Source organism: Algorimicrobium echini (genome assembly GCF_900115185.1).
In the GTDB taxonomy this organism is placed as follows: domain Bacteria; phylum Bacteroidota; class Bacteroidia; order Flavobacteriales; family Flavobacteriaceae; genus Algorimicrobium; species Algorimicrobium echini.
Window position 1 is genome coordinate 1 of sequence record NZ_FOVN01000008.1, and the last position, 24805, is coordinate 24805.

The window sequence follows — 24805 nt, forward strand, 5'->3', positions numbered from 1 at the left end:
TAGATTTTTTAATATTATTGCCATCATTCCAATTACATTAGCAGTAGTTGTAATTAGTAGGGTATTTAACACACTATCACTTAATTTATAATTATAAGTATTTCCTACTAAAAGTAGTAACACAGCCAATAACCAAAAAGTTATTATTATAGTGAAAGCAATTGCTAAATTCTCACGTAATATTGTTTCTCCCTTATATCGCTCATCTTTTGGTGATATATCATTGTTCCAATCTTTAACATCCGATATTGCTTCATCTATATCTGCGTCATTAAATTGGTCAGGTCTGTCGTCTGGAAGTTTATTTAAATCAGCCAATATTTATGCAGTCTTTAATTTTGGTTTGTAGTGGTTGATTATAGACTCATCAGGTATTTCAGAGTTACAATCTCTACAATAAACTTCTCTCCAAGGTGTTCCTTCTGCGTGTGTCATTGCACTTAATTCAACTCCATTATATTTTCCGTATAGTTCCCAAATCCTATCTAAAAATTCTGCATCTTCAGATACAATCACCTCTTCTTTACTATTTGGTAAAGGTTTGTCTATATTTATTTTTCCCTCTTGCTTTATAATTTTATAAAGGGAAGGGAAAACAGGCCCATATTTCCAAGCTTGACTTTTTTCCTCTGTAAGTCTTTTTTCTCCGTTTGATAGTGTTATATACCAAGCATAAGCTAAATAAACTAACTTAATTAATTTCATTGAGGTTAGTGTTCCAAGTTTAGCTTTTTCTTGAATATAATAATTCGCTATTGTTGTTGGACTGTAAGCCATAATATCATTAGTTTTTTGTACCGTTTTTTTTAAGTAAACTATTTTTTCTTTAGTTCGCTCAATAACATACAAATATACGAAAATTATAGTTGATAAAAGTAATATTATAGTTAACGTGTTCATTTTGTTCTAATTACCGCCAACGTATGTGTATGTATAATGGTGTGTATATATCTATTATATCTACACCTACAAATCTAACGGATTTTTAATAGAATCAAAACTACTTTTTGCAACATGGGTGTAAATTTCTGTGGTTTTTGTTGAACTGTGCCCTAATAAAATTTGAATGTAACGTATGTCTGTTCCTGCTTCAAGTAAGTGTGTTGCAAAACTATGTCTTAAAATATGTGCACTAACTTTCTTTTTTATTTTTGCTTTAATGGCAGCAGTAGTTACAATTTTGCCAACACTGTTCGGGCTATATTTGCCTTTGTTGGGACTTTCAAAAAGGTAGTTTGTTGGTTTCCATTGTTTATAATAGGTTCTTAGATCATGTAAAGTATTCTTCGATAGCAGTGTGTATCGTTCTTTATTGCCTTTAGCATCCTTCACATGTATCAGCATTCGCGAGCTGTCAATATCACTAATTTGCAGATTTAGTAGTTCACTTCTACGCAGTCCCGCAGAGTAAAGTAAACTAACAATACAACGATGTTTTATGTTTGGAGTGCAGTCAATCATTCTTTTAATGTCTTCCTTAGCAAGAACAACAGGTAATTTCATTTTTACTCGTGGTCGTTCTATTCTATATAGCCTATTGGGCATTCCTAGGACAATTTCGTAATAAAATTTTATGCTATTTATGGCAATGTTATTATAGGAATTTGAGCGTTTTTCTTGAGTTAATACTTGTAAATATTCTCTTATATCATTTTCGTTTAGATGATCAATCTCTTTATCATAATAATAATTAATAAATGCTTCAAAGGCCTTTATATAGGACTTTACAGTGTTATTAGCATACTTCTTTAATTCAAGTTTTTGTAAATAGGATTCAGGACAATATTTATAGTTTTCAGACTTTCCGCGCTTTCTGTACCAATCAATATTAAACGTTTCATCTAATTGTTTTGAGCGTGTATGTTGGAAAAAATATTTGGAGTCTATCCACGCCACTCCCTTAAATATGTTATAAATGTTATCTAAATTGGGTTTGTTGTTCGGCACGTAGTACATGTTGAATTCTTCACTCCATTTAATATCTTGAAGCTCTTTAACAAGTATGTCCAGTGCCTTATTTGCGTAAAATTGAAGACCAATGAACTTTTTATCATCAATTAAAATATGCTTTAGGGTAATGTGTTGACTGAATTTCATTTGGTTTTATTTATTAAAGCTACTAATTTCAAATCATCAAGTAGTTTCTTATTCGTATATTAAACGTTTAAATAACGCTTATATATGAATAACAATGAAAACCCAAAATCATGTCTTTCTTGTGAAAAATTAATTGTTGGACGTTCTGACAAAAGGTTTTGTGACTCTTATTGTAGGAGTTCGTATCACTATAAAAAAAATTTAGATGAAGCTCCTCGATTTTATAATTTGGTAGATAATCAGTTAAAGAAGAATCGGCGCATACTTAAAAGTTATAATAAATCAGGTTTGGCTACAGTTAGAAGTCAGATATTATTAGGTCAAGGATTCAATCCAAATTTTTTCACTCATTATTGGAAGAATGCCAATAACGATATTTATCTATTTGTTTACGAATTTGGGTTTCTTAAAAAGGACGAGAAATTTATTCTCATTAAGTGGCAGGATTATATGCTAAAAAAAGTACCTTTGGGTTAATATATTGTACAATCATGTGAACAAAATCAGGAACACGATTTGGAACACGATTTCATGAAAGTAACAGCTCGAACCACCAGTGTTTGTGTTGAAAAAGCGGTCGAGGTCGGGCTCATAACCCGAAGGTCACTGGTTCGAGTCCAGTTCCCGCTACAAATTTTAATCGTATTGAAAACAGCGGTTTGACGAAAGTCAAACCGTTTTTTTATGCATACAATTTTTGATTATCTTGCAGGCGAATTGCAAAGTGAATACGATTTCCATTTGAAAAAAAATTTTCCGCTCCAAAATCTACTTGGCCAACGGCAATTTAAAAAAGTTTTGGTACATCTTTTTTTCTTATCGCGACTCCAATTCTGGGAAACTTGTTAGGTAAACTCTGGTATTTGCCAATAAATTTAAAAAAGACACATTTTAATTCTATTCGGAAAACTCCTTATTTATACACAACAAAAAAAACCAGAGATAATAGCTTCTCTGGTTTTTTTTGAGTTTATTCATATTTGTCTCCCTATTTTAGGACGACTCACTAATAATTATACTAAATTATATTAACGTTATCCTCATATGAGAACTTCTATTTTCTTATTTACAAAATTGTTTTTTAAGGAAACCTTGTTGTTTTTCTTTTCAGTTGCAGTTTTCCAAACTAAATTTTTATGATAAGTATGAATTATGTTTTCAGATTCAGGGTCCATTACCATTAAATAAATCCATTCATTATCTATTAAGCTTTTTAGATTTCCGTTTCTTTCAAGGATAGAAGTTACCCTATCTAGAGGTGCATGAATAACGACTGATAATCGAAGTGGTTGATGATACATTTCTAGATCTGTTTGGTTTATGGATTGCAGGGGAAGTCCCATTTTAAGGTCGCCTCCATTTCCTTGAACAACTCCAAATTTTCCAGTGATATTATGTGTTATTTTTGTTCCACTTCCAAATAGCTGGTTGTCAACGGTTGAAAAATAGTAGTGGTTATTTATCCACTGCGTTACTACCATGGGGCCTTGCATAATTCCTTCCAGTGCTTTCCCGGTTTGATCTAATTCCCAATTGTAAGAGTGTAGAAAACAACGTCCATCTAAATTATGATTTTTTGATAAGTTTCTTGACCCAATAATAAATCCAGCATTTTTAGCCAAACCCCATTCAGGTCTAGTTTCTCCCCAATTGTTTGCTTTTGTATGTGCTTCACGTACACTGTTGCTTGTAACCCCTAATCTTTCTTCTGTAGCTGTTTGTTGTGCTTTTTTTAAATTTGTTTTTAAGGTTTGCAAAGCATTTTTGTGAGAATCTGGAACATCTGAATCAAATAATAAAATCTCATCTGTGGTAGTATTGTGCTCACCTCCAATAAATATGGTGTTGTTCGGAATGGCAATACCTTCTTGAGCTCTTAATGCATGTTTAACTTCTGGAAGGTTTGCTAATTTTGCAAGCATTCTAGCATTATGTCGACCTGGACTAGCCGCACAGGCTCCACAATCTAAACTTGATCCAAAGGGATTGTTAGCAGTGTGACTACCATGACCCACAAAAAGGATAATTGGTGCAAATTTGTCCCATCCCATCAAATCAAAAGCAGATTTTACAATGGCTACCTTTTCAGTTAAAGGAATATCAATTTCAGATTGAGGTACGTTGCTCGCTTTTTTAATTTCTGGCTCACAAAGCGTTTCGTGTACAGGTATTTGTTTCGTGTTTATCTTGTTTGTAAAACTAGGAAATAGCGTTCTAGCTAATAAAGAGATACCATAAAATAATCCAGAACCTTCTACATAACCAAAGGCTGATGGCAACATGTTTTTCATTCTTTTGAAAAAATACGTGCTAAATTTTATAATTTCATTTTTTTGTTTGTATTTAATTATTTTATCGGATTGATATTCACTAGGTGTTTCCGAAACATGATAAGCTGAACTTACAATAGGTGGGCATGACTTTCTAGTTAGTCCATTGTTTAGATTTTGATAATCCATGGCAATTCCAAAAAAGCCTGCATATCCAAAAGTTTCGTATGCTCCATTTTGCTCCACATGTCTTCTAATTAATTCCGATCTGGTATCGATACAGAAAACAAATTGGGCATCCAGATTATTTTGAGTTTGTTTGCGAGTCTCTGAAAACGCTATTTGTTTCGTTTTTAAAATGGTTCCCAATTCGTTTTGCCAACTTTTTTCCCAAGCTTTTAGCCAAATATGTTGCAGTTTAGATATCGTAGTGGGTGTAGTAGTTAAAGCATTTTCAGGTAAAATAGTTGCTTTAATTTTTTTGGCAATCCACAATCTTACTGCTAAATAATCTTTTAAGGATATAGGGTAGCTCTCTTGCCATTTTGATTGCGAGGTGCTTCTATAGTTTATGTATCCTGTCCAACCTGGTAAGGCGGCTAAATGGTAAGTAAATATTTTAAGATATTGGCTGGGTTTATAATGTTTTAAAATGTCTTCAAGCGCTTCATCACTTGTGTTTGGAATATCCTTAATGCTTGTTTTTGGTAATTGGTTATCAAAAGAGGCAAGTTTTCGCCAGGCTTTATAAAAACCTTCACGTTTATTTGGCATATCCCATTCGGCTAAACCCTCATCCATAAATGCTGCTAACCATTTAGCAACGATGTTGTCTAAAGTGTTGTTTTCATTTATTTTTTCAACTTTTTTGAAAGATACCATTTCATTTAAATATGACTCGGGAGTATCAAAAAATTGGTTTTCTTCAAGTAAAAGTATTAATTCTTTTCTATCAATAAATCCCTTTTGTAAGGCCTGACTAAATTGTGCAGATTCTGGAAATACTTTCGCATTCAAAAGCTCTTCAGCTTGTTTAGTGGCCTCTTTAAAAGATTTTTGTTCATAACCAGATAATGGGTTTGACGTAACAAATGCATATAATGGCCATGTTTTTCCTATAACATGCGAAGCTTCTTCAATATTTTTTTGAATAATTTGATTTATCATGATGCTTAAGATTTATACATTAAAACAGTTTTTTTGTTAGGCTGAGAGATGTTCAGCAATTTGACATAGATCCATGGGTGTTTTCGGTAAATACCCAGTTTCATAATAAAGAACCCAATTAAGAATATTAGTCCAAAAGTAATTTCTAAATAGGATACAGATGTTGGTACGTGTACCATTGGCATATCATTCATTAAAACTGTTACACCGTTGTACATTAAAGCATAGGTAGCCATTCCAGAGATAAATAAAATAGGTGGTAAAATTGATTTTTGCAGAATGCTTAAGCTAGGCTCTTTAACAATGTTGTAAGTCAGTTGTCCGACGGTTATTGCAACAATAAGCGTTAGGAAAATACTACTGTTAACATCAAAACTTTTACCTGTTAAATAGATAAAAAGCACTGCTCCTATTGCACTATATATAAGGACAGCTATAGCTTGTAAAGGTTTTATAGTTATGTTTGTAGGGGATTGAGGCTCTGAATGTGCTATATTTTCTCCAGAGGATAGAAACAAGTACGCTTTGTAAAACCCATGAAGGATTAAATGGACTATTGCTGCATTGAAAAAACCTAAACCACATTGCATTATCATAAAACCCATTTGCGCTATAGTGGAGCAGGCTAGCTTCTGTTTTACATTAACTTGTATAAGTTTGGTAAATTGTGCTATGATAGCAGTAAATCCGCCAATTATAAATAAAATAATTAAGGTGTTAGAGGTAAATAATACCGTAGAGAAAAGTGCTAGAAGAATACCTGAACCATTTACAAAACCTGCATGCATGAGTGCTGATGCAGGTGTTGGAGCTGTCATGGCAGAAAGCAACCAGCGATGAAAAGGATATATAGCCGATTGAATGATAGCCGAAATAATAATACAAATACCAGATATAACCGTAATGGAATAGGGAATTTGATTGACTTTGGAAATCATGCCATTTAATGTAAAATCTTGCGTTTGGTATGCTAATAAGAAAACCGCTATACTTAAAAACAGACTACTAATAAGAAAATATTTAAGTGCCAGTTTTGAGGCTTCTTTAGCTTCTCCCCATGCAGCATCAACGCCTATTAGTCTGGACATAAAATAGCCCATCAACAGCCAAAAAGCGATTAAAAGTATCATATGGTTGGTCATTACAAAAAGCATTATAGACATAATAAAGCCCAAGCTTAATGTCATGAAGCTAGCGTGATACCTAAACCCTTTAAGATAATTCTTTCCAAAACTACTTATTAAAGCACTAAAAAAAGTAACAAGTGTCCAGATTAGCAGCGTAAAGCCATTAATTTTAAAAAAAGAACCGTATTGCCATTCTGGAATATGTGGGTAATTAAGTACTAAGAAAGAAAACAAACCAATACACAAAAACCATTGTATTTTAGTTATGAAATTTGAGGTGGTTTCTAATTGTAGATATTTTGATGTCATTTTTAAAAGTTTGATTGTTTATAAAGAAATCAGTAATTCTTTTTTTATTGAAACTTACTTCGTAATCTAGAAATGTATATGGTTGTTACAATAAAACCGCAAACTAATAGCTTATCAAGAAAAACAGATTCACGTACATACGCTAATATTATAAACATGATTAAAATTAGCATACCAAAAGTTGGTAAGGCATAAGGTTTCAAATTGCTCATATTTTTATAACTTTAATTGTTGGTTTCGTCTATACTTATTTCAATAATGCCATTAATATTTAAATTGCGGTTTTGGCTAATAGAGTCCGCAATAAACGCTCTAGCAATTTCTTTTTCTTTAATGAGTTGTGTTATACGGTTGTCCAAATCGACAGTATCGCTTTTATAATTACCTTCCCATTTTTGAAGTCTTTGAATTTTATGAAAATTAATTTTCTCATCAATAAGAGACATAATAACATGAGATGCTTCAGAAGGTGTAAAAGCCCCTTTTACAAGTTGAATTTTTTGTGTTTTTTTTTCGATTTTGGTTAATTCTTTTGTTTCCATTGTAATTGTTTTAAAGATTAATTTTTTATTTCCGATGCAAATATTAAACATTGAATTCATAAATTTTTATTTATATTTGTTATAGTATACATTAAAATTATTTATGAATTATACGTTGCATCAGCTTCAAATATTCCTTAAAGTGTCTGAATTAAAGAGTGTTACAAAGGCTTCTGAAGCGCTTCATCTTACACAGCCAGCTGTGTCTATTCAGTTAAAAAATTTTCAAGATCAGTTTCCTATTCCACTTACAGAAGTTGTAGGTAGAAAACTTTATATCACAGAGTTTGGTAAAGAGATTGCTCAAGCTGCTGATAAAATATTACAGGAAGTAAATGCCATTAATTATAAAACGTTATCCTATCAAGGTGCACTTTCTGGAAGGTTGAAAATATCTATTGTTTCTACAGGAAAGTATGTAATGCCTTATTTTCTTTCAGAGTTTATGAAGCTGAATTCGGGTGTAGATCTCATAATTGATGTTACCAATAAAGCTAGAGTGATTGAAAGTTTAGAATTGAATGAAGTAGATTTTGCTTTGGTTTCAGTTTTACCTAATAAATTACAAGTTCAGAAAGTAGAACTTATGAAAAACAGCCTTTATTTAGTAGGGAGTAGTCAATTAAACTTAAAAAAAGTAAAAAGTAAAAAAAACTTGTTTGAAAACACCCCTTTAATTTATCGTGAACAAGGTTCCGCAACTCGAAATGCCATGGAGCAGTTTATTACTAAAAACAACTTTTCTGTAAATAAAAAAATTGAGCTTACATCAAATGAAGCAGTTAAACAAGCAGTGTTATCAGGATTGGGATGTTCTATAATGCCTTTAATAGGAGTGAAAAATGGTATCAAAAATAATGATCTTCAAATTATACCAGTTAAAGGTCTGCCAATTGTTACTAACTGGAATTTAATCTGGTTGAAATCAAAAAAATTGTCTCCTGTTGCTGAAGCCTACCTGCGTTTTATAGATGAAAAAAAAGAGGCAATCATCCAAGAAAAGTTTTCATGGATTGCCCAGCACTAATCTCATATATAAGCCTCTATGATACAATTATTATAAACCAAATGGATTTTGGAGATGCTTCACACGTTAAATTTTAAAAATAGCATGTATTAACTTTATTAAAGTCCATTGTTTTATAAAGTAAAAAATAATTAATTATTGAGGTAAGCAATGTTTAAAATTTCAAAAATCCGATCCTCTTTGGCGAGTTTTAAAATGGCTTTTTCGCCTATTTTTTTATTAGTTAACAATTTTGCAATTGGTGAGATAAAAGAGATTTTGCCTTTAGCAATATCGGCTTCATCCACACCTACTATTTGATATTTTTGAGGTGTTTTAGCGCCTCCAACTTTAAGGGTTACCCATGCGCCAAAACGAATTTCATCTTGTGGCTGTTTGGATAAATCAACAATTTTTGCCGTTGCTATTCTGTTTATGAGTAATTGCAATTTGGCGTTAATATGGTTTATGGCTATACGCCTTTCTTTTTCGTTGGTAATGTTTAAGTCTTCTTTCTCATCAGAAAAAGCTTGTTTCTCCAATAACAGCTCATTCATACCATTTTGTGTTACATAGTTGGTTATGCCTTCCGGTAGGTGAGCTCGTGGCGCAACAAATGGTATGTCTTCTTGATCCTCTTCTTTTACAAACCCTCTACTCATGATATGTTTTGTTTTTAATTGACAAGCTATCAAACTAAAGAATTATTCTGAATAATCAAACCGAATCAAACTAATATTATAATTTGCTGGCAAGTGCCATTTCATTAGTTATAATTTTGTCAACGGCTTGTCTGTATTTTACTGGATTTGAAGCTTTTTTTATAGCTTTATAGACTTTCTGTGGGTTGGAAGTTGACTGTGAAAAGAATTCCCAAAAGCCGAGCATTTTCATTTTTATAGGTGTTGGTCCAGACAAGTATTCATCGTATTGCTGATAAATAGTATCATGAAATTTGGAGAAAATTTCCCATCTATTTTCAGGGTATGCAGTGGTGTTGTTTTTTATCATGCTGGGTAAAAATGGATCGGCAATTAGACCACGACCTATCATAAAATGATCAATACTCGGAAAGCGTTTTTCCATAGCTTTAAAAGCGGATACACTGGTAATATCACCATTATAATACAATTTGTGTTTGGTGCTACTAATGCATCTTTCAAACGCATCTAAATCTACAGGGCCTTTATAAAGTTGCTTGCCAATTCTGGCATGAATTGCAATATTTTTAAGCGGATAGTTGTCTAAAATAGGGAAGGCATTTAAAATTTCTTCAGCATGTTCATAACCCATGCGCATTTTCATAGAAACCAAAATATCCGTTTCATTATGTGCTTTATGTAAAACTTCGTCAATTCGTGATGGGTTACAAATTAAACCAGAACCCATTCCAGATTTGGTAACCATGGGATATGGGCACCCTAAATTCCAATTTAGTTCTTTGTAACCTAAACTTTGAATATATTTGGTAACAAATAAAAACTCATTAGGATCGTTAGTCATTACTTGCGGAATCACTTCTATAGTAGCATTGTTTTCTGGCAATAAATCGTTTTGATAAGATTGTTTAATCTTCAGTTTACCATTAAGCTTAATATATGGAGCATAAAAAGTGTCAATACCACCAAAGTACTCATTAAAAGCATTGCGAAACCTGAAATCTGTAAAACCTTGTAAAGGCGATGAAAGAAGCGTATGAGCCATGATGTTATTTAGTTGGGCAAAGATAGGTTTTTTGCTTTATGGTTTGGATTTATAGACATAATATGATACCATTTTAAGCAACTTATTTTAAAGTACGCTATCTTTGCAGGATGCAATCTAAAATCCTCTTTATTACGCCACCCTTTACGCAGTTAAACACAGCTTACCCTGCTACTGCCTATTTAAAAGGGTTTTTAGAAGAACATCAGATATCTGTTACACATTGCGATTTGAGTATTGAGCTGTTTACCGCTATTTTTACAGGCAAATTTCTACGTGTTATGTTTCAGGAAGCAGCAGACATGGAGAATTATTACTATCCTGAAATGAGAAGGATGAAAGAGCACTACATTTCAAGAGTTGATGTTGTTATCGCATTTCTTCAGAAGCAAGATATTAAAGTGGCTCATGAAATTTTGGAACCAAATTTTTTACCAAAAGGCCATCGGTTATCCAGAGTAAATACAGAAATTATTTGGGATGTAGGAGACATTGGTATTATAGATAAAGCCAAGCATTTTGGAACCCTTTTTATTGAAGAAATTGGCGATTTTATACAAGCCAATGTAGACGAGTTTTTCGCGTTTACTAAATATGCAGAACAAATAGGAACTTCGGCTAGCAGTTTTGATCAGCTCGATGAATTTTTAAGTTACCAACCGACAATCATTGAAGAGAAAATGCTGGATATTTTGGTCGAACAAATTGAAACCGAAGCACCTAATTTGGTTTGTTTTACCATTCCATTTCCAGGGAATTTATTTGCAGCTTTGCGTTGTGCGCAATTTATAAAACAGCTTTTTCCAGATGTTCATGTAGCTTTTGGTGGTGGCTATTGCAATACCGAATTACGATCGCTTACCGATTCACGGATTTTTGAATTTGTAGATTTTATTTCATTGGATGATGGCGAAGGTCCTTTACTTAAAATGGTTAATTATCTGGAGGGTCATATTTCTATAGATGATTTAGAACGGACATTTGTTTTGGAACAAGGTAAAGTGGTTTATAAAAATAAAATACCAAATACCATTTACCATCATAAAAATTTACCAGCACCCGACTATTCTGGTTTACCCTTTGATAAATATGTCTCTTTTTTAGATGTTGTAAACCCCATGCATAGGATGTGGACAGATGCCAGATGGAATAAACTAACCATTTCCCATGGCTGTTACTGGAAACAATGTACATTTTGTGATGTTACGTTAGATTATATTGGTAATTACCAAAATACAACAGCCCACGATTTAGTCGATAAAATAGAAAAAATAATAAACGACACTGGTATAACCGGTTTTCATTTTGTAGATGAAGCGGCTCCACCCAAAATGCTCCGTGCTTTATCCAATGTATTATTGGAGAGAGGTGTGAAAATTACTTGGTGGACAAATATCCGATTCGAAAAAACTTTCAACTTTGACTTGTGTCAGCTTATGGCAAAATCGGGTTGTATTGCGGTAACTGGTGGATTGGAAGTGGCTTCTGATAGACTACTAGCGAAAATGAAAAAAGGTGTTGATATTGCTCAAGTAACACGGGTAACTCATAATTTTTCTCAAAATAACATTATGGTTCATGCGTATTTAATGTATGGGTTTCCTACTCAAACTGAACAAGAAACAATAGACGCTTTGGAAGTGGTTAGGCAATTGTTTGAACATAACTGTATTCAATCGGCATATTGGCATCAGTTTACAACGACCATTCATAGTCCTATTGGGCAAAATCCGGAAGCATTTGGTATAGAAATAACGGGACCTGCTTTTGAAGGATTTGCTCAAAACGATTTATACCATCAAGATCCACTAGGTGCCAGTCATCCTAAATATACCAAAGGTTTAAATTTGGCCTTACACAATTATTTAAATAAGCTAGGTTTTGAAAAAAGTATGTCTAGTTGGTTTGAATTTCCAGTTCCTGATACAACCCATCCAAAAGATTTGATTGCCGGTTTTTTGGATTGATAAACTATTTTGAATATGGCTTGCTGCGTGGTTTCTCAACTAATTTAGTGAATAAATAGTACTTAATTACCGGTAGCAGATAAATTCCAATTACTATCCAACATTTTGAAGTTATTACGAAACGCGCTTATTTTTTTGTAATTAGGTTAAACTATTTTTAAATATTCTCGATGATAAGCATATTGTTATTTTGTTTCTGTCTCCTCTTTTACAAAAAATATCACATAAATTATAACAAAAATAGGAGCCATAACTAGTCCACTAGTAAAATTTAATAATGAAGCCCAATCGGTCAATTCAGTTCCACCTTTGGAAATTAGGACTAATTCGCCCAAAGGGCCTTTTGAAAAAAGCGTGTTATGAATAAAATTCCAACCTAAATGAAGTCCTAAAGGTAGCATTATTGATTTAGTTTTTGAAAATGCCCAAGCCCAAGCGTAACCCATTAATCCAGTTCCAATAAAAACTAAAATCATTGCCATAACATTACCTAAAACTCCGTATGAGAACCAATGATAAATTCCGAATGCAATTGCAGAAATTAAAATGCTTTTTCTGGAGCCTATTTTTTGAATGAGAATATACAATACTGCTCCACGAAAAATTAATTCTTCTGTCATTACAGATTTAAAATCCCACCAAAACGATTTTAGTATAATTCGGGCTGTAATATCTTTATTTAAAATCCAAGTCGAAGATGTAAGATATGATTCTAAACATTGAACAAGCACGCAAAGTATTCCAGTAATTAAAAATCCGAATAAGAATTGTTTTAATCTTTTTCCAATTGGAAAAAAACCTAATGCCAAAATGTGCTGCTTTTCAATCAGGTATAACAGCAACCACGAAATGGTAATTATGACTAAAATTCCTATCATTTACTTGGTTATTTTTTCTTTAAGTGAAAAATCAGTGTATATATCAACATTATCATTGTCGATTTCGAGAAGTTGAAAACCTAGATATCCTTTTTTATCATTACTTGAGTCAATGTCTTTCCGAGTACATTTTCCATTCATATTTTGTCCAATTATTGAATTAAAAGTCCATATTAATAATTTAAATATTAGTGTTTTTCTAATATACACTAAAACAAAAGAATACAATCAGTTAACAATACCCATCTAATCAATTTACAGCAAAAAAAAACTTATAGTTGTAATTGTTATACAACGTCACTTATAACAACTATTAATCATTACTTTTCAGTACAACAGCCTCTACTAAAAAGCCATGTTGGCTTAATTGTTCTAAAAGGCCGCAGCTATTACGTAGATGTGCATAACCAACAGCTATAAAGGTGTTTTTTGTTTTTAATAAATCTGGTATCAAATTTAGCCAATCTGAATTACGCTGTTTTATGAGTATGCTTTCTGGACAAGGGTCCTCAAACTTATAATCAAGTTCAAAATTCCTGTATTTGTTGGCAAACTCACAATAATTTGTGTTAGGTTTATTGGTGGTAAGTTCTTGTATAAGCTTTGAAATTGTTTTGCGTTCTTGTTTCCAATTAGGGTTTTTATTTTCCTTTGTTATAAATTCTAGTTGTAAACTATCCGTTTCTAAACCTAAAACTGGAATAGTATTACTTTTAGCAATATGGATCAAGTAATTATCAAAATGATCCCAAGTATCAGTAGGTTTAACAGTTTTACAGATTTCTTTTTGATACTCTTGTTGTAGTTTCCAGCGTAATTCTAATGGTTTAAGCTTATATAAATCTACCTTCCAATTTTCAGCAATTGTTTTAAGTTTTTTTAGGTCACGTTTTTTTAAACCAGATTCAATCTGGTTTGTTGCTTGCCGAGAATTAATCAGGTTACGTGCGCTATCGGTATTATCAATAGATTCAAAAACACACAGTTCAGATGCTAAAAGTGCTTTCTGTATCTGTGGAATACTATCTACAAATGAATTACCAAACTGATGAAATGTTCCAACAATGTATGAGGTTTTTTGGTTTAGCGTATCGCTTACTTTCCATAGAATGGTGTTTTGAGAGTATGCCGTAACGCATAATGTTAACAGCAAAATGATACAGACAGTTTTTTTCATCGATATTATTCGATTATTTCGTTTAAAAAACTTGTAATGTCAACTTGGTTGCGTTTTATCATTTCAGTTTTGGCTCTATTAAAGTCTTCAATACTTTTATTTTGTGAGAGTTTAAATTTGCCCTCCCAGTTAGTAATAACAACCTTAAAACTCTTAACATAAGGCAGATATTTTTCCATTCTTGGGTCTTGATAATCTAACTGAAATTTATGTTCTGGAGATTCTAAAAAAGTTGTCATGTCCACCATACTTTGCTTTATAATATTGGGATCAGTAATTTCAGTAACAGTACCTTCAATATGTACTTTTACATAATTCCAAGTAGGTAATTGTTTAGAAGAGTAAATACTAGGCGAAATATAACATTGTGGTCCTGAAAAAATAATGGTGACTTTATTTTGGTTTTTTAACAATTCTGTGTGTGGATTATTAGCGTCCAAATGACCAATTAATTCATTATTTTGTAATATTAAAGGAATATGGGTTATTACAGGCTCATGGTTAGAAACTGAAATTACGGTTGCCAGCGGATAATTTTTTATCACAGTCATAACATGCTGGATATTTGTTTCTTGATGCTCTTTTGGTGGATAGTTCAAAATTTAAGTTGCTCTTTTAATTACTATTTATGTTATTAATTTATTGCAGTTGAAATTTACAATATTTATCTTTAACAGATGCCAGAAAAAGCACCATCATTCTCCATAAAAAATTGGTCTCAAGACGATCAGCCTCGCGAAAAATTGCGGGATAAAGGCAGATCTGCTTTAAGTGATGCCGAGCTTGTGGCAATAATCATTGGTTCAGGTAGTAGAAACGAAAGTGCTTTAGATTTATGCAAGCGTATTTTAGCGAGTGTAGATAATAATTTAAATCAGTTGGGGAAATTAAGTATCAAACAACTCATGGATTTTAAAGGAATTGGTGAAGCCAAAGCTATTTCAATTGCAGCTGCTATGGAATTGGGAAGGAGACGTCGGGGAGAAGATGCTCTAGAACGAAAAAATATTACATCGAGTGCATCCGTTTTTGAACTTATGCAGCCCATAATTGGTGAATTACCACATGAGGAATTTTGGATAATTTATTTAAATAATGCGAATAAAGTTATTCAGAAACAGCAGTTAAGTAAAGGTGGTATTACAGGAACTTTGGTTGATGTACGTTTGGTACTTAAAAATGCTTTAGAGTTTGGAGCAGTAGGGCTTATTTTAGCTCATAACCATCCATCTGGAACTTTAAAACCCAGCGAAGCTGATAAACACATTACTCAAAAATTAAAAAAAGCTGGCGAAAGTTTAGATATTAAAGTATTAGATCATCTTATAATAACGGAAAAGGCCTATTTTAGCTTTGCAGATGACAACCTACTGTAATGATTCTCATATACACACATAAAATAACACCAAGAGTAAAATATGCATTTAAGCATGTTTTTACACGTATATTGAATATTCCTGTAACCTTTACAACAACAGTAGAAGAGTTTATTTCACATAATTCTATCAAAATCTCCTATGCTAAACAACCCTTAAGCAATGAGTTGTTTATAAAAAGTCATGAATTACTTTTTGAGCAAGGCTTATCCGATGTTGAAATTCAAGTTCATGATTGGGAAGATACTAAATGTTTTTTCACTACAAACGATAAGAGTTGTATGCCATTTGATATGTTTGCAGCCACTTTTTATTTGTTGAGTCGGTATGAGGAGTATTTACCGCATGTAAAAGATGAATTTGGCCGTTTTACAGCTGAAGAAAGTTTGGCATATAAATTTGGTTTTCTTCATCAGCCGGTAGTAGATATTTGGGCTTATAAATTCAAACAAATTTTACAAAATCAATATCCAGATTTTGTTTTTCCTGATAAAACGTATTCAATAAAACCAATTATAGATGTACCTTCTGCATTCAGCTTTAAATCTAAAGGTTTAATGCGGACTGTGGGTGGAACCCTTAAGGACGTTATAGGATTTAAATTTCATAGACTGTATATGCGATTTATGGTTTTATTAGGCCTTAAACATGATCCCGATGATACCTTCAAGTATATTATAAACAGACAAAAGCAACATAAAAATAAGTTTTTATTTTTTTTCTTGATCGGAGATTATTCAACTTTCGATAAAGGTATAAATGCTCAAAAAAAAGAATTTATTTCGCTTATAAAGCAAGTTGCAGACTACAGTCATGTTGGCCTAAAAGCATCTTATTTTGCATTGGATAATTTAGCTATTTTAAAAAAGGAGAAACGGCGCATGGAATCTATAGTAAACACCTCGTTAGTAGCCTCTAGACAATCGTTCTCTAAATTAAATTTACCTGTTTCCTACAGAAATTTGGTGGAATTGGAAATCCTTGAAGATTATACCATGGGTTATGTTAATCACAGTGGTTTTCGAGCCGGTACATGCACACCTTTTTTCTTTTATGATTTAGATTTTGAAATTCAAACACCTTTAAAAATAACAGCATACCATGTAATGGATTATACACTTTTAAAGCATCATTCCTTGTTAGATAAAAAGGAATCACTACAACGTGTTATTAATCAAGTAAAAGCTGTAAATGGTGAATTTGTTTCTGTTTTTCATAATTATACGTTTAGTGATATTGAACGTTGGCGTGGTTTTAAAGAATTGTTTAATATGATATTAGATTCAGTACATGAAGATTAAAGGTATAACAGATATTTTTTTTGATTTAGATCATACGCTTTGGGATTTTGATAAAAATTCAGCTTTAACATTTAATAAAATATTTAAAGCGCATAGTATTGATGTTGATTTACAAAAATTTTTAAGTGTTTATGAGCCTATAAATTTAAACTACTGGAAATTATATAGAAACGATAAAATTGATAAAGAATCTTTAAGATACAAGAGACTCAAAGAAAGTTTTGATTCTATTAAAATGATAGTTCATGATGACGTTATTAATCAATTGTCAGCAGACTATATTGTTAATTTACCAACCTTCAACCATTTATTTGATGGCACTTTGGAGTTGTTAGACTATTTACAACCTAATTATCGTTTACATATAATTACTAATGGTTTCCATGAAGCACAGGAAAAGAAAATGAATCAATCCAAAATTTCAAATTACTTTAAAACTGTTACTAATTCTGAACTAGCAGGTGTTAAAAAACCCAATCCCATTATTTTTGATTATGCACTTAATCTGGCCGTAGCCAATAAGACAACGAGTTTAATGATAGGTGATAATTTAGAGGCTGATGTATTAGGCGCTCTAAATTTTGGTATGGATGCTATTTGTTTTAATTATCATGGCTTGAAAATTGATAATAGCATTAAGCAAGTTACAAACTTGAAAGAATTAAAAGCCTATTTATAATTTTAATGTATCTTTAATTTTATTTTAAAATCATGAAAAGAAAAATCACTTTTTTATTTGTTTTATTTATTACTTTTCAATTCAGCTTTTCACAAACTGATTTGGATCATTATAAATATGTTATTATTCCAACTACTTATGATTTTTGTACAGAACCAGATCAATATCAGCTAAATTCATTAACCAAGTTTTTGTTTGAAAAGCAAGGTTTTATAGCTTTAATGAATGATGAACCTCTTCCCAATGATTTAATAAATAATGGTTGTTTGGCATTATGGGCCGATGTCTTAAATGAGTCGAGCATTTTTGTAACTAAATTCAGAGTTGAGCTTAAAAACTGTCAAAAACAGGTTGTTTACACTTCGGGAGTAGGGCAGTCTCGAGAAAAAAAATATAAAGTAGCTTATAATTTATCTTTACGAGAAGCATTTGAGTCATTTGACACATTAAATTATAGTTACAACCCTAAAATTTCAGAACAAAAGGCTGTTTCAGCAAATACAGAAAAATCTACTGCTATTGCACCATCTGTTATAGGTGTAGCGCAATCAGATTCGAAGTCTAATGGTGCAGATATGGATCAACCTTTAACAGCTAGAAAGATAGATGTTATTAATTATGAGTTATTAAACAGTAAAGGTGAAGTGGTTTATAAACTAATTTTTTCTGGTAAAGAAGAGTTTTATATGGTAGAGGGAATGCAAGCCACCGTTTATAAATTAAACGATAAATGGGTAATTGCAAAAACAATTGCTGATGGATCGCTACAAGTTCAAACTTTAAATGTAACGTTTTAATAACCGTATTTTTCTTTCCAACGCTCTTTTAGAAATTCTCTCTGGGCATTTTCACGTGAGTTATTACCAGGTTCGTAGAATCGGGTATTGCTTATTTCTTTGGGTAGAAATTCTTGATTGGCAAAATTATTTTCATAATTATGTGCATATTGGTAATTTTCGCCATAACCAATTTCTTTCATTAATTTGGTTGGTGCATTTCTTATTGATAGAGGCACACTTAAATCGCCAGTATCACGAACAATTTGTTGGGCTTTGCCAATAGCTTTATAAGCGGCATCACTTTTTGGTGAACAAGCTAAATAAGTGACACATTGGCTTAAAATAATTCGAGATTCAGGATTCCCAATCGTTGAGACAGCCTGGAAGGTGTTATTAGCAATTACTAATGCAGTTGGATTGGCGTTGCCAATATCTTCACTAGATAAAATAAGCAGGCGTCTTGCTATAAATTTTACATCTTCTCCACCTTCTATCATACGTGCAAGATAATACACAGCAGCATTTGGGTCACTCCCGCGAATTGATTTTATGAGTGCAGAAATTATATCATAATGCTGCTCACCTGTTTTGTCATATCTTGCTGTATTATTTTGAATACGTTGGGTAACAAGTTCATTAGTTATAATTATATTATCAGTTTCTTGTGAATTGACTATCAGTTCAAATATGTTTAACAATTTTCGTGCATCACCTCCAGAAATACGGATTAAAGCTTCTGTTTCTTGTAATATAATTTTTTTTTGGGATAAGTAGGTGTCTTTTTCAATGGCACGTTTTAAAAGTGCTTCTAAATCGGTTTTATTAAAGGCATTTAAAATATAAACTTGACAACGTGATAGTAAAGCCGGAATAACTTCAAAACTCGGATTTTCAGTTGTAGCTCCAATTAGCGTTACCCAACCTTTTTCTACTGCCTGTAATAAAGAGTCTTGCTGTGATTTACTAAAACGATGAATTTCATCAATAAATAAAATGGGATTTTTTGTCGTGAATAAACCGCCAGATTGTTTTGCCTTATCTATGACGTCTCTGATATCCTTAACACCAGAATTTATAGCACTCAATGTATAAAATGGCCTATTAGATTCCGTGGCAATAATATGGGCTAATGTTGTTTTTCCAATACCTGGTGGTCCCCAAAAAATTAGCGATGGAATTAAACCTTGCTTTATTTGGTTGGTTAAGGTGCCATTAGGCCCAATTAAATGTGCCTGACTTATATAGTCGTTAAGTGTTTTAGGACGTAAACGTTCTGCTAAAGGTTCATTCATATTGTAAATTTAAAAATAATTATAGGTTCTTTTAGAATGCTTTAGTACATTTTTGATTTTCAATTTGTAATTTTTTATCGTTCTTTCAGACTGACAATTTTACAGAACGTCATTAATGGTTAGTTATTTGTATTGGTTAGTTTATGAAGAGTCAGGAGGAGTTTAAATTTTCTAATCAGGTAATTTTAGTACCAGTAGCATTTATCTTGTTAATTTGGTTGGTATTTTGGTTTGAAATTCGCTTTGGTTTTGACTTTACTAATTATGGTATATTTCCGCAGAAACTGTTTGGATTGCGAGGTGTTATTTTTAGCGCTTTTATTCATTCAGGAATTACACACTTATATCATAACACCATACCATTATTTGTATTAACGGCAGCTTTGTTTTATTTCTACAGAGAGATGGCTTGGAAAATTCTTATTTTCGGTATTCTTTTATCAGGTTTGTTAACATGGAGTATAGGTAGACCTGCGTATCATATTGGAGCTAGTGGATTGATATATGTATTAGTAAGTTTTCTTTTTTTTAAGGGTATTATTGCTAAACATTTCCGATTGATAGCGCTATCGTTGCTTGTTATCTTTCTATACGGTAGTATGATTTGGTATGTTCTGCCCATAAAAGATGGTGTGTCTTGGGAGGGACATTTGTCCGGACTATTGGTAGGACTTGTTTTCGCTTTTCTATTTAAGAAGCACATACCAAAACCTAATAAATACCAATGGGAAGACCCACATTATAATGAAGATGAAGATCCCTTTTTGAAACATTTTGATGAAGCTGGTAACTTTATTGAAACTGTACCTGAAAATGAGGCCATTGATACGAAAGTAGAGGAGGGAAAACCACCAATTTCTATTAATTACATTTTTAAAGAATCTAAAGATTCATCAACTTAATCGTTGTCTAACTACTTCATAGAGAATTGCGCCACACGCAACCGATACATTTAGGGATTCAATAGAACCAAATAAAGGTAGTTTTGCTTTTTTATCAGCAAGCTTTAATACCGATGGATTTATTCCGCGACCTTCAGACCCCATGATGATGGCACAAGGCACTTTAAAATCAATATCATAAATGGTGTCATGTGTTTTTTCGGTAGCAGCGATAACCGCTATGCCTGAAGCTTGTAAATGAAACATAGCATCTTTGATATGATCAACACGGCATATTGGCATTTTGAATACTGCACCAGCACTAGTTTTAATGGTATCTCCATTTATAGGCGCACTTCCCTTTTTTTGGATAATAATGCCGTTAACTCCTGTACATTCAGCGGTACGAATAATAGCACCAAAATTTCTAACGTCACTTAACTGATCTAGTAATAAGAATAAAGGAGTTTTACCAGACTCCATAACACTTAATACTAAATTCTCTATATCGTAATAATCAATAGGTGATATTTGAGCTACAACACCTTGATGATTTTTATTTGTTAATCTATTTAGCTTTTCAACAGGAACATAGGATGCATTTATAGCCTCTCTTCTGATAAGTGATTCTAAATCGTTAGCAAGGTTGCCTTGCAATCCTTTTTGAATAAAAATTTTCTCTATAGTTTTTCCAGCTTGAATAGCTTCTATTACTGAATGTAAGCCAAAAATTTGTGTTTCCTGTTCCATGAAAACAAAGGTATAAAAAAACCGCTTCTATTTAGAAGCGGTTTTTAATATTATAATAAATAATATAGTCCCTATTCTTGAGCAACTACATTACCTAAATTGTCTTTAACAGTGTATTTACCACCAACTACATCTACAGTAGCAACAACTTGTTCACCACCACCTGTAGCAGCACTTGTATCACTATATGAGAAGTACAAACTTGGGTAAGAAATACTTGTGTGGAATTTACCTGTTTTAGCGATTTCAATTTCAAAAGGAATAGCAAAACTACCAATTAATGATTCGTCAGCAGCTAAACCTAAATTAAAATCCCATAAATCTACGATAACATCATAAGATCCATCAGCAAGAACTGTAGTTGGGTTAGATCCACCTGTGATAATGTATTCAGGGCAATCTCCTGTGAAAGCAGAAACATTTGCACCTGCTACATAAACATCATAATCTACAACACCACATAAATCTTGGTGTTCGCTTAATGTTTCATCATCATCAGGATAAGGAGCTCCTGGATCTTCATGGTTCAATTTCAAAATCTGGTAAGTTTCATCTTTAGACCAGCTTAAACGGATACCCATGTTATCATCAGTGTAATTAGCTACATCAAACTTTATGATGTTATTGCCATTGATTAAACCTTGACCATTTCTAGTGTTAGTTAATCTGAATGTATACTCTTCAGTACCTTCAACATCTAAATCTAAAATAGAATTAATTTGGAAAGTATATGAAGACGCATATGCAGGAACTTGAATTAAATACCCTTGACTACCATAACCATCATCTGGCGTAGTTGGAGCATTTGGTTCACTTGGATCACCAGTGTTATAATCTGCATTGTTTCCTCCAGAAATCATTTCTAATTTGAAATCTAAAGTCTCTTTGAAAGGGTTGTCAACTGTTAAAGTAACCATGACACTCTCTCCTTCGGTAATAGCGCTTTCAGATACGTTATCAATTGTAACTAACGCCTTTTGTGAAAATGTGTATTCCGTGTCATCATCATTACACGACGTAAAGCTAGCTAAAACTAAAGCTGATAGCATTAAGTGTTTTATATATTTCATTTTTATCATTTTTAATATTAATTTTTAATGAACGTGTAACTTAAGTTCGAGTACCAAGAGATATCCGTCATAGAAACAGATGTGAAAGTAATATTCCCATTTGGACTAACTGTTCCAGCTTCTCCTTGAGTTACATAGTAAAGAGCAGTTGAACTATTATTCTCATTAAACTGCCATCCTACAATTACTAATTTACCAGCACATGCTGTGAAATCAAAAGTATAAGTTGCAGCAAATTGAGGCATATAAGAAGCTCTATATAGACCTGGTGATAATTCACTTACTGTTACAGTTCTTGATCCATAAGAATAAGAACCAGTTAAATCTGTTCTACATAATTGAAATTTAACCACAGTCGATTTAAGTTGTTCACCAATAACTACATCTCCAGAAGATGTTACCGTTTTTAAGTTTAATACAAAGTAGCTAATTTTACCAGGGTCTAACGCATCATTATAAACATCCATATTTATAAGGTCAAATGTTGAGTTTGCTGGAATTGTAGTTACTTGAGAATTATCTTCAAAATTAAATTGAGTTCCTTGGATAGCTTCATCAACATAGTCAGACAAAACAGCAGTACCATCTTCTAAAGAAATTCTTTGAGCTTTTGAAAGTCCAAAAATACTGGCTAATTCAGAAGGGCTATAGTTTAGTTCGTTAATGTCGCCTACTTCATATGTAACTGTAATTTCAGTGTCACTTGGTGTACCATCATTACCGCCTAAAAGGTGAACTGGTACTGCAAAATCAAATGTGCCTCCAGATAATTGTTCAAAATTTCCAAGCGAAATAGTTGATTGGAATCCAACAATTCTAGATAAATCTTCATTCTGAGTTGTGTTTTCTACTTCATCATCTACTAAACAAGAGAAGCAAATTACAGAAGCGAAAATCGCTGTAAAATAAATTTTTAAATTTTTCATAATTTCTATTTTTTTTTATTATTGTGCCCAAAATGGTCCCGTTGCAAATACGTCTGCACTCACTTGAGAAGGTACATTCGCTGAATTTGAAATATACTCATCAGATGGGTACATCAAACGCATTGGTCTGGTTGAAGATTGAGCGGTTAAAGCTAAAGGAATATCGTCTGGGAAACCTGTTCTTGTGAACTCGATATACGATTCAATAGCATTAATACCATTAGTTGCAATCCATTTTTGTCTCATGATAGCTTCAAACTTATCATTATCTGTTCCAACCCATCCTAAACCTGGGAGACTAGGTGTGTAACCTGATCTATCAGCTCCTAATAGTTGAAAGGAAGCGTCAATTGCCGCTTCAAAACTAGCTTGAGCATCACCTGGTATTAAACCAAATAATTGTGCTTCAGCTTGCATTAATAGACTCTCTGCAGCAGTCATTACATAGCCATCTTGAGCAGAATCAATAATTAATCCTGGTCCAAGTGGTGATAGTCCAGCTGGTGAGTTGTCACTATCAGCACCTTGTTCGTGGCCAACAATTACACCACTTCCATCATCTGCTTCGTCATATAAAAAGTTTACACGATCGTCGGCGCTGTTTATTAAAAAGTCTACAGCATATTTCGATGCTCTGATAAAGTTATAGTTTGTTGTTGGAGTCGTTTCGTTGTTAGAATATCCATTAGCTCCATAAAATGGGTTTTGTTGAGCCGTACTTTCAGAAGAATACCCAGGGTTGATAGTTGCATCATTATTTAAAAATGCAGCTGTTTGTAATTCTGGTAATTTACTTGCAATAAAAGCAGCAGATTCAGCATCACCATTCATAGTTGCATCTGTACGCTGACGTAATAACAGACGTAGTTTTAAAGAGTTACCAAACGCAATCCAACTTGACATAGATCCATTGAATATAACATCTTCACTACCTACAGGTATCGTATTCAAGCCTGCATTGTTTATTAACTCAATAGCTTCATCAACTTGGTTGTATAACTCCTCATATATTGCACGATCATTATCATAAACAGGAGTTAAATTCTTAATTCCTTGGTGCGCTTCAAAGTAAGGAACATCACTATACAAGTCAACTACATACTGTAAGTAAAATGACTTCATAATTTTCGATATTGCCTTATGATTATCATAATCTGCGCTTGGATAGTCTATAATAGCTTGGAAGTTATATGTACCTCTATATAAACCTGTAAAAATAGTATTATAGAAGTTGTTGTCAATTGCGAGTGTGAATTCTTCAGAGAAACCACCAGTAAACGAGTTTACGTTAGCTCCCCAGTTATTCATCATCACATTTCCTAAACGATTCATAGTAATAGCTTGTGTTCTATAAGTATTACTCATAGCTCCTGCTAAAATTAAATCTGGTGTCACATCATCAGCAGAAGGTGAATTTGGGTTTTCATTTACATCCAAATAATCGCTGCATGATACAGTAATCGCGAGGATTACTAATAATAAAAATTTATATTTCGTTCTCATGTTT

25 protein-coding genes are annotated in these 24805 nt (G+C 32.6%); 8 read left to right on the forward strand and 17 right to left on the reverse strand.

Annotation, left to right across the window (positions count from 1 at the left end):
• The 3 genes from BM239_RS14170 to xerA all read right to left on the reverse strand — a co-directional run.
• Positions 1–318 (reverse strand): hypothetical protein (locus BM239_RS14170; protein WP_218151659.1); only part of this gene is annotated, 318 nt, incomplete at its 3' end.
• 3 nt (positions 319–321) lie between these two features.
• Complete coding sequence (locus BM239_RS14175) at positions 322–900, reverse strand: Panacea domain-containing protein (RefSeq protein WP_245758246.1); 579 nt, start codon at positions 898–900, stop codon at positions 322–324.
• 66 nt (positions 901–966) lie between these two features.
• A complete protein-coding gene (gene xerA, locus BM239_RS14180) occupies positions 967–2097 on the reverse strand; it encodes a site-specific tyrosine recombinase/integron integrase (RefSeq protein WP_092209795.1) in 1131 nt (376 codons plus the stop codon).
• Between the two features lie 84 nt (positions 2098–2181).
• Here xerA and BM239_RS14185 point away from each other — a divergent pair, with 84 nt between their 5' ends.
• Entirely contained in the window at positions 2182–2574 is a 393-nt protein-coding gene (locus BM239_RS14185) for a hypothetical protein (RefSeq protein WP_092209798.1), read from the forward strand.
• Between the two features lie 563 nt (positions 2575–3137).
• Here BM239_RS14185 and BM239_RS14195 read toward each other — a convergent pair.
• Genes BM239_RS14195 through BM239_RS14205 form a run of 4 tightly spaced genes read right to left on the reverse strand, consistent with a single transcriptional unit; the run spans position 3138 to position 7512 of the window.
• Positions 3138–5534 carry a DUF2309 domain-containing protein gene (locus BM239_RS14195; RefSeq protein ID WP_092209800.1) on the reverse strand — a complete coding sequence of 799 codons (2397 nt, stop codon included), beginning with the start codon at positions 5532–5534 and terminating at the stop codon, positions 3138–3140.
• Positions 5535–5539: 5 nt separating this feature from the next.
• Positions 5540–6970, reverse strand: coding sequence for a proton-conducting transporter transmembrane domain-containing protein (locus BM239_RS14200; RefSeq protein WP_092209802.1), 1431 nt, complete (start codon positions 6968–6970; stop codon positions 5540–5542).
• 44 nt (positions 6971–7014) lie between these two features.
• Positions 7015–7182, reverse strand: a complete 168-nt coding sequence (locus tag BM239_RS15460) for a hypothetical protein (RefSeq protein WP_177209056.1) — start codon at positions 7180–7182, stop codon at positions 7015–7017.
• Positions 7183–7194: 12 nt separating this feature from the next.
• Positions 7195–7512 (reverse strand): hypothetical protein, encoded by a 318-nt coding sequence (locus BM239_RS14205; protein WP_092209968.1) that lies wholly within the window; start codon positions 7510–7512, stop codon positions 7195–7197.
• A gap of 103 nt (positions 7513–7615) precedes the next feature.
• Between BM239_RS14205 and BM239_RS14210 the strand changes: the two genes are divergently transcribed.
• A complete protein-coding gene (locus BM239_RS14210; protein WP_092209804.1) occupies positions 7616–8539 on the forward strand; it encodes a LysR family transcriptional regulator in 924 nt (307 codons plus the stop codon).
• A 131-nt stretch (positions 8540–8670) separates the two neighbouring features.
• Here BM239_RS14210 and BM239_RS14215 read toward each other — a convergent pair whose 3' ends face one another.
• Both BM239_RS14215 and BM239_RS14220 read right to left on the reverse strand, forming a co-directional pair.
• Positions 8671–9180 carry a GreA/GreB family elongation factor gene (locus BM239_RS14215; protein ID WP_092209806.1) on the reverse strand — a complete coding sequence of 170 codons (510 nt, stop codon included), beginning with the start codon at positions 9178–9180 and terminating at the stop codon, positions 8671–8673.
• Between the two features lie 76 nt (positions 9181–9256).
• Complete coding sequence (locus BM239_RS14220) at positions 9257–10222, reverse strand: tRNA dihydrouridine synthase (protein WP_092209808.1); 966 nt, start codon at positions 10220–10222, stop codon at positions 9257–9259.
• A 110-nt stretch (positions 10223–10332) separates the two neighbouring features.
• Here BM239_RS14220 and BM239_RS14225 point away from each other — a divergent pair, with 110 nt between their 5' ends.
• Positions 10333–12189, forward strand: coding sequence for a B12-binding domain-containing radical SAM protein (locus BM239_RS14225; RefSeq protein WP_092209810.1), 1857 nt, complete (start codon positions 10333–10335; stop codon positions 12187–12189).
• A 185-nt stretch (positions 12190–12374) separates the two neighbouring features.
• Here BM239_RS14225 and BM239_RS14230 read toward each other — a convergent pair whose 3' ends face one another.
• From BM239_RS14230 to BM239_RS14245, 3 genes are all read right to left on the reverse strand, one after another.
• Positions 12375–13067 (reverse strand): CPBP family intramembrane glutamic endopeptidase, encoded by a 693-nt coding sequence (locus tag BM239_RS14230; protein WP_092209812.1) that lies wholly within the window; start codon positions 13065–13067, stop codon positions 12375–12377.
• Between the two features lie 313 nt (positions 13068–13380).
• Entirely contained in the window at positions 13381–14244 is an 864-nt protein-coding gene (locus tag BM239_RS14240; protein WP_092209817.1) for a TraB/GumN family protein, read from the reverse strand.
• 5 nt (positions 14245–14249) lie between these two features.
• Positions 14250–14843 carry an FMN-binding negative transcriptional regulator gene (locus BM239_RS14245; RefSeq protein ID WP_092209819.1) on the reverse strand — a complete coding sequence of 198 codons (594 nt, stop codon included), beginning with the start codon at positions 14841–14843 and terminating at the stop codon, positions 14250–14252.
• A gap of 78 nt (positions 14844–14921) precedes the next feature.
• Here BM239_RS14245 and radC point away from each other — a divergent pair, with 78 nt between their 5' ends.
• Genes radC through BM239_RS14265 form a run of 4 tightly spaced genes read left to right on the forward strand, consistent with a single transcriptional unit; the run spans position 14922 to position 18397 of the window.
• Complete coding sequence (gene radC / locus BM239_RS14250) at positions 14922–15620, forward strand: RadC family protein (protein ID WP_092209821.1); 699 nt, start codon at positions 14922–14924, stop codon at positions 15618–15620.
• Positions 15620–16921, forward strand: coding sequence for a polysaccharide deacetylase family protein (locus BM239_RS14255; protein ID WP_092209823.1), 1302 nt, complete (start codon positions 15620–15622; stop codon positions 16919–16921). Before radC ends, BM239_RS14255 begins: the two co-directional genes overlap by 1 nt.
• Entirely contained in the window at positions 16911–17600 is a 690-nt protein-coding gene (locus BM239_RS14260; protein WP_092209825.1) for a YjjG family noncanonical pyrimidine nucleotidase, read from the forward strand. The genes BM239_RS14255 and BM239_RS14260 overlap by 11 nt, the downstream gene beginning before the upstream one ends.
• Before the next feature lie 32 nt (positions 17601–17632).
• On the forward strand, positions 17633–18397 hold the full coding sequence (locus BM239_RS14265; RefSeq protein WP_092209827.1) for a hypothetical protein: 765 nt from the start codon (positions 17633–17635) through the stop codon (positions 18395–18397).
• On the opposite strand, the gene BM239_RS14270 is transcribed toward BM239_RS14265, so the two are convergent.
• A complete protein-coding gene (locus BM239_RS14270) occupies positions 18394–19671 on the reverse strand; it encodes a replication-associated recombination protein A (protein WP_092209829.1) in 1278 nt (425 codons plus the stop codon). The two genes, BM239_RS14265 and BM239_RS14270, sit on opposite strands and share 4 nt — an antisense overlap.
• A 143-nt stretch (positions 19672–19814) precedes the next feature.
• On the opposite strand from BM239_RS14270, the gene BM239_RS14275 reads away from it, so the two are divergent.
• Entirely contained in the window at positions 19815–20573 is a 759-nt protein-coding gene (locus tag BM239_RS14275; RefSeq protein ID WP_092209831.1) for a rhomboid family intramembrane serine protease, read from the forward strand.
• Here the strand turns inward: BM239_RS14275 and rlmB are convergent.
• The 4 genes from rlmB to BM239_RS14295 all read right to left on the reverse strand — a co-directional run bounded on the left by rlmB (position 20565) and on the right by BM239_RS14295 (position 24801).
• Positions 20565–21302, reverse strand: coding sequence for a 23S rRNA (guanosine(2251)-2'-O)-methyltransferase RlmB (gene rlmB / locus BM239_RS14280; protein WP_092209833.1), 738 nt, complete (start codon positions 21300–21302; stop codon positions 20565–20567). The genes BM239_RS14275 and rlmB overlap by 9 nt on opposite strands.
• Before the next feature lie 71 nt (positions 21303–21373).
• A complete protein-coding gene (locus tag BM239_RS14285; RefSeq protein ID WP_143094934.1) occupies positions 21374–22372 on the reverse strand; it encodes a hypothetical protein in 999 nt (332 codons plus the stop codon).
• A gap of 17 nt (positions 22373–22389) precedes the next feature.
• A complete protein-coding gene (locus BM239_RS14290; protein ID WP_092209837.1) occupies positions 22390–23298 on the reverse strand; it encodes a hypothetical protein in 909 nt (302 codons plus the stop codon).
• Positions 23299–23316: 18 nt separating this feature from the next.
• Complete coding sequence (locus tag BM239_RS14295) at positions 23317–24801, reverse strand: SusD/RagB family nutrient-binding outer membrane lipoprotein (RefSeq protein ID WP_092209838.1); 1485 nt, start codon at positions 24799–24801, stop codon at positions 23317–23319.
• Between the last annotated feature and the right edge of the window lie 4 nt (positions 24802–24805).

Coding starts and splice junctions, on each gene's coding strand:
- BM239_RS14175 (WP_245758246.1), bottom strand. CDS start 900: ATGAACACGTTAACTATAATATTACTTTTATCAACTATAATTTTCGTA.
- xerA (WP_092209795.1), bottom strand. CDS start 2,097: ATGAAATTCAGTCAACACATTACCCTAAAGCATATTTTAATTGATGAT.
- BM239_RS14185 (WP_092209798.1), top strand. CDS start 2,182: ATGAATAACAATGAAAACCCAAAATCATGTCTTTCTTGTGAAAAATTA.
- BM239_RS14195 (WP_092209800.1), bottom strand. CDS start 5,534: ATGATAAATCAAATTATTCAAAAAAATATTGAAGAAGCTTCGCATGTT.
- BM239_RS14200 (WP_092209802.1), bottom strand. CDS start 6,970: ATGACATCAAAATATCTACAATTAGAAACCACCTCAAATTTCATAACT.
- BM239_RS15460 (WP_177209056.1), bottom strand. CDS start 7,182: ATGAGCAATTTGAAACCTTATGCCTTACCAACTTTTGGTATGCTAATT.
- BM239_RS14205 (WP_092209968.1), bottom strand. CDS start 7,512: ATGGAAACAAAAGAATTAACCAAAATCGAAAAAAAAACACAAAAAATT.
- BM239_RS14210 (WP_092209804.1), top strand. CDS start 7,616: ATGAATTATACGTTGCATCAGCTTCAAATATTCCTTAAAGTGTCTGAA.
- BM239_RS14215 (WP_092209806.1), bottom strand. CDS start 9,180: ATGAGTAGAGGGTTTGTAAAAGAAGAGGATCAAGAAGACATACCATTT.
- BM239_RS14220 (WP_092209808.1), bottom strand. CDS start 10,222: ATGGCTCATACGCTTCTTTCATCGCCTTTACAAGGTTTTACAGATTTC.
- BM239_RS14225 (WP_092209810.1), top strand. CDS start 10,333: ATGCAATCTAAAATCCTCTTTATTACGCCACCCTTTACGCAGTTAAAC.
- BM239_RS14230 (WP_092209812.1), bottom strand. CDS start 13,067: ATGATAGGAATTTTAGTCATAATTACCATTTCGTGGTTGCTGTTATAC.
- BM239_RS14240 (WP_092209817.1), bottom strand. CDS start 14,244: ATGAAAAAAACTGTCTGTATCATTTTGCTGTTAACATTATGCGTTACG.
- radC (WP_092209821.1), top strand. CDS start 14,922: ATGCCAGAAAAAGCACCATCATTCTCCATAAAAAATTGGTCTCAAGAC.
- BM239_RS14255 (WP_092209823.1), top strand. CDS start 15,620: ATGATTCTCATATACACACATAAAATAACACCAAGAGTAAAATATGCA.
- BM239_RS14260 (WP_092209825.1), top strand. CDS start 16,911: ATGAAGATTAAAGGTATAACAGATATTTTTTTTGATTTAGATCATACG.
- BM239_RS14265 (WP_092209827.1), top strand. CDS start 17,633: ATGAAAAGAAAAATCACTTTTTTATTTGTTTTATTTATTACTTTTCAA.
- BM239_RS14270 (WP_092209829.1), bottom strand. CDS start 19,671: ATGAATGAACCTTTAGCAGAACGTTTACGTCCTAAAACACTTAACGAC.
- BM239_RS14275 (WP_092209831.1), top strand. CDS start 19,815: ATGAAGAGTCAGGAGGAGTTTAAATTTTCTAATCAGGTAATTTTAGTA.
- rlmB (WP_092209833.1), bottom strand. CDS start 21,302: ATGGAACAGGAAACACAAATTTTTGGCTTACATTCAGTAATAGAAGCT.
- BM239_RS14285 (WP_143094934.1), bottom strand. CDS start 22,372: ATGAAATATATAAAACACTTAATGCTATCAGCTTTAGTTTTAGCTAGC.
- BM239_RS14290 (WP_092209837.1), bottom strand. CDS start 23,298: ATGAAAAATTTAAAAATTTATTTTACAGCGATTTTCGCTTCTGTAATT.
- BM239_RS14295 (WP_092209838.1), bottom strand. CDS start 24,801: ATGAGAACGAAATATAAATTTTTATTATTAGTAATCCTCGCGATTACT.